Source organism: Mesorhizobium sp. B2-5-4 (assembly GCF_006441095.1).
GTDB classification, from domain to species: Bacteria; Pseudomonadota; Alphaproteobacteria; order Rhizobiales; family Rhizobiaceae; genus Mesorhizobium; species Mesorhizobium salmacidum.
On record NZ_VFUR01000002.1, the window covers coordinates 317,586 to 334,209 of the forward strand.

At 61.7% G+C, this 16,624-nt stretch carries 15 protein-coding genes; 7 read left to right on the forward strand and 8 right to left on the reverse strand.

Going from position 1 to position 16,624, the window contains the following annotated elements:
• The first annotated feature begins 249 nt into the window (after positions 1-249).
• The gene (locus tag FJ492_RS04085) at positions 250-1,548 is read left to right on the forward strand and encodes an O-antigen ligase (protein WP_140768595.1); all 1,299 of its coding nucleotides are present in this window, start codon (positions 250-252) and stop codon (positions 1,546-1,548) included.
• A 361-nt stretch (positions 1,549-1,909) separates the two neighbouring features.
• Here the strand turns inward: FJ492_RS04085 and FJ492_RS04090 are convergent, their stop codons facing one another.
• Complete coding sequence (locus FJ492_RS04090; RefSeq protein ID WP_181165857.1) at positions 1,910-3,166, reverse strand: polysaccharide biosynthesis/export family protein; 1,257 nt, start codon at positions 3,164-3,166, stop codon at positions 1,910-1,912.
• Between the two features lie 85 nt (positions 3,167-3,251).
• On the reverse strand, positions 3,252-3,929 hold the full coding sequence (locus FJ492_RS04095; protein ID WP_140506659.1) for a sugar transferase: 678 nt from the start codon (positions 3,927-3,929) through the stop codon (positions 3,252-3,254).
• Positions 3,930-4,529: 600 nt separating this feature from the next.
• On the opposite strand from FJ492_RS04095, the gene FJ492_RS04100 reads away from it, so the two are divergent.
• Positions 4,530-4,805 carry an exopolysaccharide production repressor exox gene (locus FJ492_RS04100; RefSeq protein ID WP_140506657.1) on the forward strand — a complete coding sequence of 92 codons (276 nt, stop codon included), beginning with the start codon at positions 4,530-4,532 and terminating at the stop codon, positions 4,803-4,805.
• 23 nt (positions 4,806-4,828) lie between these two features.
• Here the strand turns inward: FJ492_RS04100 and FJ492_RS04105 are convergent, their stop codons facing one another.
• The 6 genes from FJ492_RS04105 to FJ492_RS04130 all read right to left on the reverse strand — a co-directional run bounded on the left by FJ492_RS04105 (position 4,829) and on the right by FJ492_RS04130 (position 10,647).
• Positions 4,829-6,673 (reverse strand): ABC transporter ATP-binding protein, encoded by a 1,845-nt coding sequence (locus FJ492_RS04105; RefSeq protein WP_140768597.1) that lies wholly within the window; start codon positions 6,671-6,673, stop codon positions 4,829-4,831.
• Complete coding sequence (locus FJ492_RS04110) at positions 6,666-7,643, reverse strand: serine kinase (protein ID WP_140768599.1); 978 nt, start codon at positions 7,641-7,643, stop codon at positions 6,666-6,668. The genes FJ492_RS04105 and FJ492_RS04110 overlap by 8 nt, the downstream gene beginning before the upstream one ends.
• Positions 7,640-9,562 (reverse strand): lasso peptide isopeptide bond-forming cyclase, encoded by a 1,923-nt coding sequence (locus tag FJ492_RS04115; protein WP_140768601.1) that lies wholly within the window; start codon positions 9,560-9,562, stop codon positions 7,640-7,642. The genes FJ492_RS04110 and FJ492_RS04115 overlap by 4 nt, the downstream gene beginning before the upstream one ends.
• Positions 9,559-9,951 carry a lasso peptide biosynthesis B2 protein gene (locus FJ492_RS04120; protein ID WP_246675884.1) on the reverse strand — a complete coding sequence of 131 codons (393 nt, stop codon included), beginning with the start codon at positions 9,949-9,951 and terminating at the stop codon, positions 9,559-9,561. The genes FJ492_RS04115 and FJ492_RS04120 overlap by 4 nt, the downstream gene beginning before the upstream one ends.
• A 109-nt stretch (positions 9,952-10,060) precedes the next feature.
• Positions 10,061-10,360, reverse strand: a complete 300-nt coding sequence (locus FJ492_RS04125) for a PqqD family protein (RefSeq protein ID WP_140506649.1) — start codon at positions 10,358-10,360, stop codon at positions 10,061-10,063.
• Between the two features lie 134 nt (positions 10,361-10,494).
• Positions 10,495-10,647 (reverse strand): lasso peptide, encoded by a 153-nt coding sequence (locus tag FJ492_RS04130; protein WP_140506647.1) that lies wholly within the window; start codon positions 10,645-10,647, stop codon positions 10,495-10,497.
• Positions 10,648-11,082: 435 nt separating this feature from the next.
• Between FJ492_RS04130 and FJ492_RS04135 the strand changes: the two genes are divergently transcribed.
• The 5 genes from FJ492_RS04135 (at position 11,083) to FJ492_RS04155 (ending at position 16,389) form a co-directional block, all read left to right on the forward strand.
• A complete protein-coding gene (locus FJ492_RS04135) occupies positions 11,083-12,213 on the forward strand; it encodes a nucleotidyltransferase family protein (protein WP_140746139.1) in 1,131 nt (376 codons plus the stop codon).
• 64 nt (positions 12,214-12,277) lie between these two features.
• The gene (locus FJ492_RS04140; protein ID WP_140768605.1) at positions 12,278-13,300 is read left to right on the forward strand and encodes a glycosyltransferase family 2 protein; all 1,023 of its coding nucleotides are present in this window, start codon (positions 12,278-12,280) and stop codon (positions 13,298-13,300) included.
• Between the two features lie 298 nt (positions 13,301-13,598).
• Positions 13,599-14,000, forward strand: coding sequence for a hypothetical protein (locus tag FJ492_RS04145; RefSeq protein ID WP_140746145.1), 402 nt, complete (start codon positions 13,599-13,601; stop codon positions 13,998-14,000).
• 148 nt (positions 14,001-14,148) lie between these two features.
• Positions 14,149-15,009, forward strand: a complete 861-nt coding sequence (locus tag FJ492_RS04150) for a family 16 glycosylhydrolase (protein ID WP_140506640.1) — start codon at positions 14,149-14,151, stop codon at positions 15,007-15,009.
• Positions 15,010-15,057: 48 nt separating this feature from the next.
• Positions 15,058-16,389 carry a UDP-glucose/GDP-mannose dehydrogenase family protein gene (locus FJ492_RS04155; protein ID WP_140506638.1) on the forward strand — a complete coding sequence of 444 codons (1,332 nt, stop codon included), beginning with the start codon at positions 15,058-15,060 and terminating at the stop codon, positions 16,387-16,389.
• The last annotated feature ends 235 nt before the right edge of the window (positions 16,390-16,624 follow it).

Below are 16,624 nucleotides of genomic sequence, written 5' to 3' on the forward strand. Positions count from 1 at the left end.
CCGCCAGCCGAGTTCAAGTCGGTATGTGGTCGGATCGTCTGGGCCAACACCGGCCGGATTATGGGGTGTGATCTCTCGGCGATCGCCGCGCTGTAAGACAAGGTGACCGGATTTGCCATTGAGCATGGGGTGCGATAGGTTATATTGCACTGCACAATGGAGACGCCGTTTCTTGCACGCCCTTGTTTGCGGATATGCCGGCTGGTTTGCGACCTGCCGGTCCCGGGTCGTGTCGACGGGACCCTTTAGATGAAAATTCCCAAATCCCTGATCGTCGACCCCGAAAAGAATTCGGTCTATGGCAGCTTTGCCGTTGCCGTCTCGATCTGGGCGTTCTCCTATTCCGTCATTTTCGGCCAGGTGCTGATCCTGGCCTATTATGCCGTCTGGCTTCCGCTCATCCTGGTCGACTACCGCCGGTTCCTGCGGCAACTGTCCAGTGCCTGGCTGCCGCTGCTCTTCGTGGCCTATGTCTGCTTCTCCGTGTTCTGGTCGCAGGCGCCCGGCGTCACCGCCAGAACGGCGGTCCAGTACTTTTCGCATATCGCCTGCGCTTATGTCGCGGCGCGCACCGTCAGCGTGCGCACCCTGACGATAGGCGCCCTGGTCGGCATATTCTTCGTCCTGGTCTATTCCCTGAAGGTCGGTGGCTATTCCGAGGACGTGCTCGACGGCACCTATAATTTCGTCGGCGCCTTCGCCTCCAAGAATCAGATCGGTTTTGTCGGCTCGCTCGGCATCTATTTCTCCGTCGTGTTCCTTGCTTTTCTGCGGCGTGGCCGGCTGAGCTTCATGCTGACCGTGCCAGTCGTGCTTTTGTCGGCCTATGTGCTGGTCGTCTCGCATTCCGCCACCTCGATGGCCTCGATACCGGCCGTCCTGGCACTTATTGCGCTTCTTGCGATGAGCAAGCTTTTGTCGCGGCGTTATCGCCGGGTGATCTTCCTGATCGGCGCCGGCATGATCGTCGTGGTGGCTATTGTCGCCCTCAATCTCGGGCTCATGGATTTCGTGCTTGGCATCTTCGGCAAGGATTCGACGCTCACAGGGCGGACCTATCTGTGGGAGCAGGGCTGGGACGCCGCGCAGCGCTCGCCGATTCTCGGCGTCGGCTATGCCGCCTATTGGGTGCAGGGTTTTGCCGAACCCGAGCGGCTTTGGAACGAATTCTACATCGCCAGCCGTACCGGCTTCCACTTCCACAACACCTATGTCGAGGCCCTTGTCGAACTCGGCTTCACCGGGGCGGTGCTGATATCGCTGATCTTGCTGCGCACGCTCTATGGCCATGTCGCAGCGGTGATCTTCAAGAGGTGGCAAGCCGAATCGGTGGTTCTCTTCGGCGTGATGGTATTGCTGCTCATCCGTTCCTTCGTCGAAGTCGAGACCCTCAACCCTTACATCATGGGCTCCTTCCTGATGTATTTCAGCTACTTCAAGCTGGCGCGGCTGCCTGTTACCCGCACGCGATGGTCCCCCGCCATCGAGCCGGCGAATGCGAAGAGCAGAGAGGCAACCTGGCCTCATCGTCCCGCGGCGGCCGAGTAATGATGAGGTCCGCTAGAGCTGTTCCAGGAAAAGTGCGTAGCGGCTTTCCGTCCGGCGCTAATGCATGTCGCGCAAAAGTGACCTCGGTTTTGCGACAACGGCATGCATTAAGCAACGGCCTAAAGCGCGCCGCATGAATCCGTTTCCGACGCGACGCGCTTTAGGTAAAGCTGGAGCGGGTCAGAGCCATTCCAGGAAAAGAACGTGAGACGGTTCTCCACCCGGTGTCGCGTCAACAGCCGTTCTGGTTTCCCGGTGAAGGAAATCCTGCCAGCAAAAACCTCCGCCCGGCAGGCCAGGCGGAGGTTCAAAGTCTTTGCGTTATGGATCGAACGCGACGGCCGCGCGAACTTCCGCTTTCCTACTGGCTGGCCAGCGGTGCCAGCTTGATCTTGATCACATCGCCAGGCAGCACCGGTGTGTCTTCCTTGGCGGCGATTTCGCTGGTCTTGCCGTCGACATTGCGCACCAGCGAATAGAGCAAGCTAGGCTGCTGGTCGTTGGTGATGGCGGCCGTCGTCGCCGGATCCGTGGCCTGGGTTATCAGGCCTTTTTGCATATTCACCTTCAGCGCGGCCTCGTTCAGGTCGGCTTCGGTCTGCTGCCGGTCGACGGCAAGCTTCGAGCTCAAGGTGTTCTGGGCGTCGATGGCGTCCTGCGTCGCCTTGCTGATAGCCTGCTTGGCGGTGAGGATGGCCGTCTCATAATCCAGGATCTTGCCCTGCAGGTCGGTGACGGACTGCTGAGAATCCAGAAGTCTCGAATTGGCGACCAGGCCCTTCTGGGCAAGCGGACCGATGCTGGTCAGCTGTTGCTGCGCCAGGTCGACCTGCTTCTGCTGGTTGACGATCTTCTTCTGCAGCGATTCGATTTCGGCCTGCAGCACACCCTTGAGATCGTCCAGCGCCTCGAGCTTCAGCTTCAGCGCCTTCTGGTCGGCGGTCAGGATCGTCATCTCGTCATTGACGATGGTCGGCAGGCGCGGATCGCCCTCGACCTCCTTCGGCGCTTCGAAGCTCGTCTTGCCAGCCATATCGGCGTCGATGCGGGCGCGCTTGACGATCAGTCGCACGCGCAGGTCGTCGGAAATATCGAAATTGCCCTTGGCTGTGACCAAGTCCTTGCCGAGCTGGGGACCGTAGTCGGCGTTGCGCCTGATGCCGCCGGCGACGCTGATCGCCTTCAGCACCGTAAGGTCGGGCACATAGGGAAATTGGCCGGGGTTCTGCACTTCGCCCGAAATGTAAAACGGCCGAAATTGTGCCATTTCGACCGAGGCTTCGGGCTTGTCCGACAAAGCGAGCTTGTGCTGCAGCGCCTCGCCGATCGCCGCGGCGATCTCCGCCGTGGTCTTGCCGGCCGCCGGCAGTTCGCCGACGAAAGGCACCGACAACGTGCCGGCCGGACCGACCGTGTATTGGCCATTGACCGACGACCAGTCGCGGAACGCGCTTTCGACGGTCTGCCATTCGGCAATGCGGATGGTGAGCTTGTCCTGGGAACCCAGACGGTAATCGTCGGCGGCGGCCAGCTGGGGGAAAGCGAGCGACATCGCAAGGCACGTCGCCACGAGCCGCGAGCGGCCGGAAAATGGGCCGCTGCCAAAGGCTTCCAACATGTCTATCTTCAACTGAACATTCCGATCCGTTTTAGCCCCATCGCCCGATGAGCTTGCCGCCGGAAGCCTGGGTCAGGCCGGCCGATCAATAAGAGCCGCGTGACATCCAGACGGCCGGTACGGTCCTGATGATGATGCGAACGTCCTCGAACAGCGACCAGTTCTCGACATAGTGGCGATCGAACGCGACGCGGCTGTCATAGGAAACGTCGTTGCGGCCGCTGACCTGCCACAGGCCGGTCAGGCCAGGCCGGGACTTCAGATAATAGACGGCCGCGCTGCCGTAGATTTCCAGTTCGTCACGGACCACGGGGCGAGGCCCGACCAGGCTCATGTCGCCCTGGAGGATGTTGATGATCTGCGGCAACTCATCGAGGCTGAGCTTGCGCAGGACCGCTCCGACGCGGGTGACGCGTGGGTCGTTCTTCAGCTTGCGGGTCGCTATCCATTCCGCATTGGCCTCTGGATTGGTCGCAAGATAGGCAGTCAGCACCTTGTCGCCATTCGGCACCATGGTGCGGAACTTGAGGCAGGAGAACAGCCGTCCGCCGCGCCCGATTCGGCGGTGACCGTAGAAAATCGACCCGCCATCGGAGAACTTGACGAGCAACGCTATCATGATGAACAGCGGGCTGAGCGCGATCAGCCCAGCCAGCGAGCCGGCGATGTCGAAGCTCCGCTTGATGAGGCCGCCGATCGGCGGCGGAAAGTCGGTGTCAGCCTGCGAAAAGTCCGCCGTGGCCGCCTTGGCAATATCCCTCATACGGAAACTCCATGCGTTGAACGAATGGTTTACCGCACGATACCAAAAAAATGCTGCAGCGCAACACACAATTTCCAACCCTCTTGAAATAGTCGCGTCATGAATTGACTAAATAATAAGCTCGCCCTGCACAAATTTCGAAATCTTTAGCACATTTGTGACAATAAATGGCCTGGGATAAAAAAATCAGGACTTTTTTGAGGCGATTCCTAGGCGACGCGTCCTCGGGGCGAGGGCTGGGAGCATGTCAGTGCTTTAGGAAGATGCCATATTCGAAACTATTCACCTAAAATACTGCTTAATATTATAGATTGTACTCGCAGCTTATGGCGGCTGCAGGTTGAGTGAATTGCGATCGTGTGCGTTGCAGCATGGCAGAGTCGAAGGCGTAAGCTCAATCAAAAATATGTGCGGTTGCCCTTGCCGCCTTCTGCTCGCCTTAATAGAATTGCAAATTATACCTGTCATAGTGACGATAGGTTGAAAGGCCGGAAGCAACCGGTCGGCAGCGGGTGACTCAACAAGCCCGCATGACAAGGGACGGCGCTCGGGTGGGGCTATCGTTGGATATGACCCGAGCCGGTTTATGGGCTATTGGGTATGTCGCTTCCAAAATTCATCGTTGGGATGCTCTTCGCGCTCGCGATCGTCGTTGCCTGGTCCTGGCTAGGTGGGGCTTCGCTTGGCACGACACTGATGCGCATCATCATCTGCGCCGTGGTCATCCAGGCCGGTTATTTCGCGGTTGTTTATGCCATGATCGCCAGTAGCGCGCCGACACCAGCCGACAGGCTGCGCGAAGCCGAGAGAAAGCAGAACTCCACCGAAGTGCCCAAGGGCGAGAAGCTTGGCAGCGCCCGGCGGGGCCTGCATTAGATCCCACGGGGATATCACCGTCCTCAGGCCACATCGGCGGGTTCAGTCTCCGATTGTTCTCCCGACAGCATCCGGGACAGCCGGCTGCCCGGCTTCGCCTTCAGCCGCTGATATTGCCCGACTTCCACGACGCGGCCCCCTTCCATTGCCACCACCCAGTCGGCGAAGGCGATCATTGATGGCCGGTGCGCGATGGTCAGGATCGTCATCGCGCCGCGCAGGCCGTCGATCGACCGGGCGATAAGCGACTGGTTCTGCCAGTCGAGCGCGCTTGTTGCCTCATCCAGGATGAGCAGCGAGGGTTTGCGCAGCAGCGCGCGCGCCAGCGCGATGCGCTGACGCTCGCCGCCCGAGAGGCGTACGCCGCGGTCGCCGACCACCGTCTCCAGTCCCAGGTCGAGCCGTTCGACGAATTCGCCGGCGTGCGCGGCGCGCAGTGCCGTCCACAATTCGTCGTTGCCGGCCTGCGGGGCGGCAAGCCGCAGGTTCGCCGCGATCGTGTCATGCAGCAGGAACACGTCCTGCGGCACATAGGCCACCCGATCGCGCCAGCGGCGGCGATTGCCGGCATCGATCTCGACGCCATCGACGAGGATCTTGCCGGCGGTCGGCTCGAGCAGCCCGAGCAGCATGTCGGCGATCGTGCTCTTGCCTGATCCGGACGGGCCGATCAGAGCGGTGACCTTGCCGGCCGGGAGGCCGAAAGTGATGTCGCTCACCACCGCCTTGCCGGTGCCGTCGTCATAGGCGAAGGAAACATCACGAATGTTCAGCCCCGTATCGAGCGACAGCTTGCGGGCGTCCGTGGGTTCGATATGGCCCGGTTCGCGCTCGGCGTCGAAACGTGCCTGCAGGCTACGCATTGCTGTGTAGGCGGGCAGGTTGATCAGCAGCTGCTGGGCCTGCGTCTGCATGTCCATGAAGCGCGGCGCGATTCGCATGAAGACCAGGAGCAGCACGACGATCTCGGCCAGCGACAGGTGGAAGCGGACCAGCGCCACGTAGATGAAGACGCTCAAGCCCACGACGCTCGCCACCTGGAACACGGCGGTGCCGATCGAAGAATTGCGAACATAGGCGATGTTGTCGGCCTTCATCTTTTCGAGCGTGGCCTGCAGCTGCGCGAAATAGCTGGCCTCGACATTCAGGCTCTTGGCCACCTTGATGCCGCCGAGAAATTCCGAGACCGTGCGGTACTGATCCTGGCGATTGGTCGTCAGGATCCGGCCGAAAGCGGTGGCGCGCGAGCGGAACGGCTGCAGCGCTATGAACATCACGATGCCGATGACAACGGCAAACGCCGTCATGACCGGCGAAATGAACATGGAAATCACGAGATAGCCCGCCAGCAGCACGGCGATCTGCACCAGCATCAGCAGGGAAAAGGCCGCCCCCTGGATGCGGTCTATGTCACCGGTCAGGGCATGGTCGAGATCGGAGCCGCGCATGCGCGTGAACACGCCCCACCGCGCCTTGCCGATGCTCTCGAACAGGTTCATGCGCAAGCGGTTGATGAAATCGAAGAGCAGCCTTGCCATATAGACTGACTTGAAGCGGTTGAAAGCTGCCTGCACGGCAATAAGCCCGACCAGCGCACAGAGCACCGTGGTCAGCTGCATCGTTCCGCCTGGCACCAGCCAGCGCACAAAATCAATGTTCGGCAGCCTGACCGCGAAATCCTGGTCGGCGCGCCCGACCAGATGCAGCAGCGGCACCAGCAGCAGGATGGAGATGCCTTCCGTCAGGCTGCCGAGGATCAGGAACAACAGTGCCGTCCAGGTTCGCCGCCCGCCGATCTGGGCAATGACGGCACCGAACGCCGCGACATCGCGAAACAGCGACAGGCTGAAGACCGATGACCTAGGCATCTCCAGCCAGTTCCTTCTCGATCAGCGCTACGGCCTCGCCGATCCTGTCGATGCCCGTCGGAACGTCCAGCCGGTACACGCCGACATGGTTAGCGATTGCTGAACAGTGGCGAAGATGCATCGCCGCGAAATCGCCGGAGAGTGCAGCGCGGCCGAACCGTGTCACGTAGGAGAATTTGATGATGGCCGGCAAGGCGGCGATGTGAGGCAAGGGGGTGATCCCAGCCCTTTCGCCGCGCTCGAGGATGTAAATCCTGGCCGCCGGCACCTTGTTGCCGGAGAAGGCGCCGTGCAGGCGATGCTGCATTTTCTCGATCGCGGGATGCACTTGCGGCCGCACTTGCGCCTGCCCAAGCGAGATCGCCGCCGCGGCATCGGCGGCAAGCTTGATCTGCGGAAACCCCGGAACGATCATCGGCTGGTTCGGGTCTGCCAGGTCGATCGCCACGACGTCGTCGGTAAGCAGATCGTGTCCGGCCCGGACCAACGCGCTTGCCGTCGTCGATTTGCCGGCGCCCTTGTCGCCCATGAAGATGGCGCCCCTGCCGGTCACCGCAATGGCGCTGGCATGCAGAACCAGCAGGCCGCGCTGGTGCAGAAGCAGCGCCAGCACCGGCCCCAGCAGCGGGAAGGCAAGCAAGGCGTCGTCGACGCTGGGCGCCGGCTGGACATCGATGCGGCGCGCGTCGCTGATCAGGAATGCGCCGACGGCCTCCCAGGCCAGATACTGCCGGCCGGGCTCGAAGCGGAAGACGGTCGCGGCCTCCGCCGAGGGCTTGGGCATATCGATCGGGCCGATGGCGATCTCGATGTCGGCCGCCGCCGGTTCCGCCGGCTCCAGTTCGGGCAGTGACACATCGGATGCGATGATCAGGCCGTAGGCGCGGTAGTAACGTCGTTCTCCCGCGATCCCGCCGCGCTGGGCAAGATGGTCGAGATCGCCGCCGAACGGCTCATGGCGAGACATCATGCGGGGCTCCCGCCATGCTGGACCTGCCGCAGCCACAGCGACAGTGACGCCGAGCGCCAGACATACTGGACGTCGAGCGGTGCCGCCTGGTCCGGCTGGCGCAGCAGCCGCGCATAGGCGGCGTTTACTTCCGGCAGGTTGACATAGGGTGCGATGCGACCCGCATCGCCAACCAGCAACTGCTCCAGCAGGTCGCGATGATTGCGCACCATGCCGTTGACGAGATTGGCGGTGAAATCGATCTTGTCGCGCCGCCATTGGACCGCCGCCGGCAGGATACCCTCCATGGCCTGGCGCAACACGTAGCGGCCAAAGCCGTGACTGAGCTTCTGCTCGCCCGGCAGCCCCAGGCAGAATTCGACCAGCGGCTTGTCCCAGAACGGATAACGCGGCTCGACGCCGAAATTGGCGGCGGCCTTGTCCAGAACCTCGAAAGAATGCGGGACATATCCGTTGGACAGGATCCAGCGGTGGCTGAGCGCGTCGCTGGCCTGGATGCTGGACGGCATATAGCCGGCTCGGTGGAACCGGTCGATAAGCTCCGTTCGCCGGGCGAGGTCCGGATTGATCAGGTCGCGCCAGCTCCGGCCACGCTGCGATTTGGCAGGCCTGCGTATCCTGTTCAGGGCTCGGTTCCCCAGCTGCCTCAGCCTGGCGATGCGCCAGGCCGGTCCGTAAATGGTGAGAAACTGGAAATAGAGGCCGAGCGTGCTGCCGCCATAGGTGTTGGAGGCGCTGCGGACCTCGCGCCAGAGGTCCAGCCATCTGCCGCCATTGGCAAGCTCGTGCAGATGGCCATGTCCCTGCGAAACGACTTCGTCGCCGCCATGGCCGTCGAGCAGCACCTTGATGCCCTTGGCGCCCGCCGTCCGGTAGATGCCGCGGGTCAGCGTCAGGCCCGGCGCCAGGAAGGTGCCTTCCTGCTCCTCCAGTACCCGTTCGAACTCAGCGAAAGGCTCATAGTTGCCGACAGGGATCAGCGTCGGATCGGCCTTCTGCTGATCCAGCACCGCATCGATGAAGGAGCGCTCGTCCATCGACGAACCTCTGTCGAAAACCAGTGAGAAGGTCGGCAGCTTCGGCTTGCGCCCGGCCGCATTTTGCAGCCCGGCCACGCAGGCAATCGAGGAGGAATCGAGGCCGCCGCTCAGCATCGCACCGACCGACGGACTTCCCCGCATGCGATTTCGGACCGCTTGCGAGAACAGATGGGCGAATTCTTCCGCGGCATCAGACCGCGGCACTCCCTGCGATGGTTCGATCTGCCAATACCGGCGCAGCACCAGACGTTGCGCGCTGACGGTGAGGCTGTGACGCGCCGGCAGGGCGAAGATGTCGCTGTAGGGCGTGGATTGCGGGTCATCGGCAAGCCCGGCCAGGAATCCAGAAATCCGGTGCTCGCTGAGGCGCGCATCGACCCCATCGAGGTCGAGCATTGGCCCGATCTCGGAGGCAAAGGCAAAGCGTCGCTCCGCGGCGTGGTAGTAGAATGGCTTGACCCCGAAATGGTCCCTCGCGCAGAACAAAAGTTGCCGCTCGGCATCCCAGACGGCAAAGGCGAAATCGCCTTGCAGATGCACGGGGCAGGCTTCACCCCAGCGCAGATAGGCCCGCATCAGCAATACCGCGTCGGCGACTGAGCTGTCCCTGATACCGAGCCTGGCGAGCAACTCGTCGCGGTTGTCGAGCCGGCAGTCGGCGGTGATGGCCAGCTTGCCGCCGGCCATGGTCAGCGGGCCGGGGCCGGCTTCGTCGGTCGTGTTCAGCCAGGCGTGGCCAAGCGCGATGCCGCTGTCCAGCCACCATGAGCTTCCGTCTGGGCCACGATGGCGCATGCGCGCCAGCATCTGCTGGATGCCGCTCGCCGCTTCAGCCGGCGCGGGGCCCTGTCGCAGCAGGATTCCGGCCACGCCGCTCATCGGCTGCCGTGGTCGACCAGATGGGCGAAACCATCGATGGATCCGCCAAGCACGATGTGGTTGTCGCTGACCAGCCAGGCATGCGCCTTCAATTGCTCGCCCGTGCCGCGCTCGATGCCGATGCGGACATTCGAGGCATTGCCTTGGCGCGCCAGGAGGTATTGGCCCGAAAGCGCCTGGGTCAGGCATGTGGCGCCCGGCACGAACCGTGCGGCCGCTGCAACCCCCCAGGCGACAAGCCGCAACTCGCCCATGCTGGCACATTGGCGCGCGTTGAGCCGTGTCACCATCCCGCGGACGCGGTTGTAGGAGAACAATGTCAGCCCAAGCCGGACGGCCGCGACCACCAGCAGGCAGCGGCACAGGAAAAACGCTTCCGAGCCGCTCAAGGACAAAACCCTCGCCAGGCTCCGCCCGCCAGGCCACTGCTTCATCGGCCGGGGATGTCCCTGTGTCACAGGTCTTTGCTGCGGAACCACGGCCTTTTGTGACATCTGCCTAGACGAGGGCCTCATGCTCAAGCCTCGCAAGCCCGTTTTCAATCAAGCCTTTCAGCAATGCGTCGACGTCGGCCTTGCAGCGTTCGGCGTCGACATTGTAGCGAGCGAGAACCGCGCTGCGGATATCGGCGATCGATTTGGATTCCTGGATCAGTTCCCAAATGAAGGCCCCGACACCGTTGAGGCTGTAATAAATATTGGATTTCAGGTTGAGAAGCGCGAGGCCACTGCCGAATTCGCAAGCAACGGCGTCCTTGGTGGCCCTTACGCAATCCTGCTCGGAGGGGTTCCAGTTCATCCTAAAACCTCGTTTGCAACACACGGCCTACACGTCGTCGGTTCAAGGCGGAAAGTCGGGGATTTTCATCCCCGGCTCCATTTTGGTCTTGGATCCTGGAGGCCCAACGTCACTCCTCCAGCATCAGGCTGGTCTCAGGAGAAAGTCAGGTCGCCGATCGGGGTGTGCGCGGGAAACGACGCGTCGAGTGCCGTGTTGCCACCGCCGCCCTGCGTAATGGTTTCAATTGAACCATGTACCGTCAGGTTTGGCGTCTCATACTCATGCTTTTCAACATTCTGTTCCATTTTACTCTCCATTAGGACTTGAAACGGCCTGTCGATTGCCGTCAGCACTTTAATGCTGCATTGCAATAGCTGCATGGCAACATTTATGAGTCAAGCCTCATTTACCTTGCGTTAATCAATTATGGGTTGCGACCGTCACCCGGTATAAGAGACTCGCCTCTTTTGAGATAAGGCCGCATGCAATCGGCCCTTGCTGCTAAAAGCCCTGTAAACCTTTGATTCTACTATTTTAAGGGAAAATAACGCAGGCGATTGATTTTAGATGACACTAGACTATATCCCTCTTTGAGCTGACCGCCGCCGACAGCCCGGCGGTTGCAAAATTTTGCACTGCGAAAGGAAAGGCTTTACGGCGCCGCGGTTTTTAAGGATGCTTTGCTTCGCAGGTGCAGCATAGCGCGATGCGCAAACCGTTTTTTGGAGACTGTGCGCTCAATGGCCTTGCCGGAAAGCTCTTATGAAAGATTGCGCGCCACGGACTGCGCCAATGAGATCGCCTATGTGCAGGCCTGCTTACGATTGTATTTCGCAGGAACGGCCGCCTCGGCGGGCGAGGTGTCGCCGCCTGGCCTTTCCGTCGCTGTCGTCGCCGATATCGCCAGGCTCAATAAGGTCGGTACCTTCGTTCTGAAGGCCCTGTCGCGTGCGCCGGCGAATGACAGGCCGGCCGAGCTCTTCCAGTGGCTTGAAACCTATCGTAGAAGCACGGTTTCGATGAACGCCGCCTGCCTGATGGATTCGATGGCCATCAACGAGGCACTGCTCGACAGGCGGATTGATTTCGTCTTCCTGAAAGGGCCATTCCAGCAGCATCTGCTTTACGACGATCACTTCATGAAGCCTGCGGGCGATGTCGACATCCTGGTCTCGCCGGTCGGGTTCTCGAAGGCACGCGAAGTGTTGCGCTCGATCGGCTACGAGGTGTCAGGCAAGTCACGTTCGGTCTGGTGGGTCCGCTTCCTCGGCGAACAGCACATGGTCCGCGGCAATGGGCCGAGATCATCCACGGTCGATCTTCATTACCGGCTTCAGCAGCCCGGCTCGCCCAGTCCCCGCGATGCCGACGGGTTCCTGCGGCGAAAACGGCTGGTCGAGATTACCGGCGCCGAAGTCCCCTTCACGTCAGCCGCCGACACTTTGATGCTGTCCTGCATCAGCGTCGCCAAGGCCCTGTTCAACCGCGAGCCCTGCGCCGGCTATGTCTGCGATATCAGGGCCGGCGCCAGCCGACTCGACGAGGCTGATCAGCAGCGTGTGCTCGATGCCGCGGTGAACCAGGGACTGGAAGACACCTTGCTGCTCGGCCTGCGCGCCGCCGATGTGCTGCTGGGCGGCACCGGCACGCTTCTGTCGGAGCGGGCCAAGCCGATCCTGTCGCGCATCGGCAATGAGGATCTGCTCAACATGGTCATTGCGCCATGGCTGTTGTCGCTGCGCTGGCCGCAGCGGCGGACGGTGTTGTGGGAATTGTGCGGGCGGGCTCCCGTCCGCTATCTGGCCGAGGTTGGCTGGGCCGCGTCGGCGGACATCAGCCGCCGCATCTTCGAACGGCCGGCCAGTCCATGATGGCAGTGGTATCGAACGGGTACAGGGCGGGGGCAGAACGGAACCTGTGCAAGAGGCAAATTCCATGTCGATGACGAAATCCCAGGTCTGCGTGATCATCGCGGCCAAGAACGCGGCGCGCACCATCGCGGTCGCCATCGGATCCGCGCTGCGCGAACCGCAAGTGGCGGAGGTCGTCGTCGTCGACGACGGCTCTACCGACACTACGGCCGAGGTCGCCCGCTCCGCCGATGATGGCAGCGGTCGGCTTACCGTCATGCGCCTCGACGTCAACCGCGGCCCGTCCTTTGCCCGTAATGCCGCGATCGCCCGCTCACGAGCGCCGTTCGTCAGCATTCTGGACGCCGACGATTTCTTCCTCGAGGGCCGGTTTCGCAACCTGTTTGCCGGCGCCGACTGGGATTTCGCTGCCGACAACATCATGCTTATCAGAGATGACGCGACCGGTGACGCGACCAAAATCGTCGCCCCGGATTTTGCCGCCGATCCGGAATTCCTGGATTTCGAAAGCTTCGTGGAAGGCAACATCTCCAGACGCCGCGTGCAAAGAGGCGAGCTCGGCTTCTTGAAGCCCGTGATCAGCCGTGCCTTCCTCGACCGCCACGGATTGCGCTACGACGAAAGCCTGCGACTGGGCGAGGACTATGTGCTTTACGCGCGGGCGGTCGCCCACGGGGCACGGTTCAAGGTCATCCGCTCCTGCGGTTACGGCGCCATCGTGCGCGCCGATTCGCTCAGTGGCCGCCACAAGACGCAAGACCTGAAGCGGCTGGCCGATGCCGATCTGGCGCTGCTGGCCATCGACAGCCTGCCGGAAGGGTCCAAGGCGGTACTGCGGCGGCACGAGCGGCATGTGCGCGACAAATACCGGCTGCGCAATTTCCTCGACGTGAAGGCCGAGCGAGGCCTGGCTTCGGCCGCGGCCTACGCCTTCGCAAGCCAATCCAACCTCATTCCTATCGTCCAGGGGGTGGCATCCGACAAGCTCGAGGCGCTGTTTCGCAGTGTTGGCCTCGTGTCCAGGAACAAGCGCGTGCCGACGCTGCGTTTCCTGATGGACGGAACCAGCACGGGCAAGGGACGGTAAGGCGCGGGACCGTCCGGTGCTGCCTGCCGCCCGGGAGCGTGCCACGCAAACCATTTCGATCGGATTCATGAGTTTACGAATTGGGTGGTTGCCTCGCGGCTCTGGGGATGGCAGTCTATGTTGCGATGCAGCAAATTGAACGGCCAGCCGAATTGGCCCCCGATCGGACTGGTCCCAAGTCTCTCTTCTTCGGAGAAGTGGACGCGGTACGAGTTTTTGAGCCCCGGTTGCGGGGATCGGCCAGTGGCCCGGACGGAAAGCCGGTCCAGAAAGCCGGCGATGACGGGAATTTAAGCTCATGGCCTCGATATTCGGCTTCAGATCAAGGGATCCTATCCGCGACAGGCAGACAGACGTTGCGCGTCTCGACCGGCTGGCGAAGCTGTTCGAGCAGGTCGCGGCTGAAATCGATGCCGAGAAAACCAGCCTGGAGAGCCGCTATCGCAAGGAGGCGACCAACGCGGCCTTCCCAGTCGAAGCCGTGGAAAACGGTTCCGCCTCCGACCGCCGCGCGTCCGAGGTCAGCGCGTTGACGCAGTCGATCTTGAACAGCGAGCGCCGCATCGCGGCATTGTCGCGCCAGGGCGGCATGATGCGCGAGCTCCGGCATTCGCTGGATGTGGTCTTCGACGAGAACGCGGCCACCGATTCGCCGGCCACGGTCGCATCGGCCTGGCGGGCAGGAGCCGGCCGGGGGTGAAGGCGGCGGCGCGGGACCGTTACGACGGAGGTGATGCAAGACTGGAGGAAGTCGGGAGGGTGATTGAAGAGGTCAAGGTTGGCCCGTTTGGAAGCGGTTCAAGCGTCGACTTTGGGTTGGGGACGCACAGCGCAAAGGTGAGTTTGTCATGAATTCGGATCCCAAAATCATGTCCACGACAGCAATCGACACCCCCCTGCATTTCGGCTGGCGGTCCGGCCTGGCAGTCGCTTTGCTGCTCGCCGCTCTTGGCAGCCTGCCGGCAACCGCGTCTCATGCGCAGGATGTCCAGTCCGCGCCCTCTTTCGTCGACGACTTCAAGAGTTTCGACCGCGAGCGCTGGTACGTTTCAGATGGCTGGACAAACGGCAGCCATCAGAATTGCACCTGGTCGAAAGGCCTGGTCCAGCTTTCCGACGGCGTTCTTTCGCTCGGTTTCGCGAAGCAGAAGACCAAGGATCGTGAGTTCGCCTGCGGTGAGATACAGACCAAGCAGCGCTTCGGCTATGGTACCTATGAGGCGCGAATGAAAACCGATACAGGCGCCGGCCTCAATGCGGCCTTCTTTTCCTATATCGGCCCGTCCGACAAGCAGCCCTGGGACGAGATCGATTTCGAGGTCCTCACCAAGGACACGTCCAAGGTGCAGGTCAACGCCTATATCGCCGGCAAGGGCAAGAACGAGAAGCTGGTCGACGTGCCCGGTGGCACCGACAGTGCCTTCAACGACTACGCCTTCGTCTGGGAGAAGGATAGTCTTCGCTGGTACCTCAACGGCCAGCTTGTGAACACCATCACCGATCCTGCGAAGCTGCCCAGCCATGCGCAGAGGATTTTCTTCAGCTTTTGGGGCAGCGACACGATGAAGGGCTGGATGGGAGCGTTCGCAGATCCGGGCCGCAAGCTTTCGCTGCAGGTCGAACGTGTCGCCTTCACCGCGCTCGGCCAGCCCTGCCAATTTCCGGAATCGCTGGTGTGCAGTATAAAGGAGTTCGGAAAGACGAATTGAACCGGCAGGGCCGAGAAGAGGCCCGCTGCCTGATGGGAATCAAACCGCATGAACTTGACGGTGTTTGGAATTGGCTATGTCGGCCTCGTGCAGGCGGCGGTGCTTGCCGAGGTTGGACACCAGGTCGTTTGCGTCGACATCGACGCAAGCAAGGTGGAGCGGCTCAACCAGGGCCTAGTCCCGATCTTCGAGCCAGGCCTTGAAAGCATCGTCAGGGAGAATCACGCCGCCGGCCGCATCAAGTTCACCACCGATGCGGCGGCCGCCGTCAGGCATGGCGAAATCCAGATGATAGCGGTCGGCACGCCGCCCGGCGAGGACGGTTCGGCCGACCTCAAATACGTGTTGACGGTCGCCGAGACCATCGGGCGCGAGATGGATACCGCCAAGATCGTCGTCGGCAAGTCGACCGTGCCGGTCGGCACCTGCGAAAAGGTGAAGGCTAGGATCGCCGAGACGCTGAAGAAAAGGGGGCGCGAGGATTTGCGCTTCGACGTCGCCTCCAATCCCGAATTCCTCAAGGAGGGCTCCGCCGTCGCCGACTGCATGAAGCCCGACCGCATCATCGTCGGCACCAGCAGCGAGGACACCGAAGCGGTGATGCGCGAACTCTACGCGCCCTTCAATCGCAACCATGAGAAGATGATCGTGATGGACGTTCGGAGCGCCGAATTCACGAAATACGCCGCCAACTGCATGCTGGCGACCAAGATCAGCTTCATGAACGAGATGGCGAACCTCGCCGAGCAGCTCGGCGCCGACATCGAGGAGGTGCGCAAGGGTATCGGCAGCGATCCGCGCATCGGCTACCACTTCATCTATCCGGGCCTCGGCTATGGCGGCTCGTGTTTTCCCAAGGACGTCCGCGCTCTGATCAAGACCGCCGAGGGCGTCAAATTCGACGCCAAGCTGCTGCGCGCCGTCGAGGAGCGCAACAACGACCAGAAATCCGTCCTGTTCGACAAGGTGCACCGCTATTTCAAGGGTGATCTCACGGGCAAGACCTTCGCGCTGTGGGGCTTGGCCTTCAAGCCCAACACCGACGACATGCGTGAGGCGCCGGCGCGTGTGCTGATGGAAGCGCTTTGGAGCGCCGGCGCGACCGTGCAGGCCTATGACCCCGAGGCCATGCAGGAATGCCAGGCCATCTATGGGCTGCGTGACGACCTGATGTTGTGCGGCACCAAGGAAGCGGCATTGCGCGGCGCCGATGCGCTGCTGATCGCCACCGAATGGAAGAATTTTCGCGCACCGTCCTTCGATGCGCTGAAGGCTGCACTGACCACACCGGTCATCTTCGATGGCCGCAACCTCTACGATCCCAAGGTCGTGGCGCGCCACGGCATCGAATATCACTCGATTGGCAGGCTGGCCGCGTGAGCAGCTGAATACAATCACGACTGCTGTTAACCCGGCGTTGTGCGCTCCGCGCTCTGGGCAGTTTGCGCGACATGCATTAGGTCGACGGAAAATAGGCCAGCTTGAATTGGATAGCCGGCCTTGAATTCGTGTAGCCCCGTGCAACGTCACCAACGCGCCATCACTCCAGCTGAGCAGCGCGTCATCGTGGTGTGTGAATTGAGGCGATCATGTCGATCGCTCGACGCTCACGGGC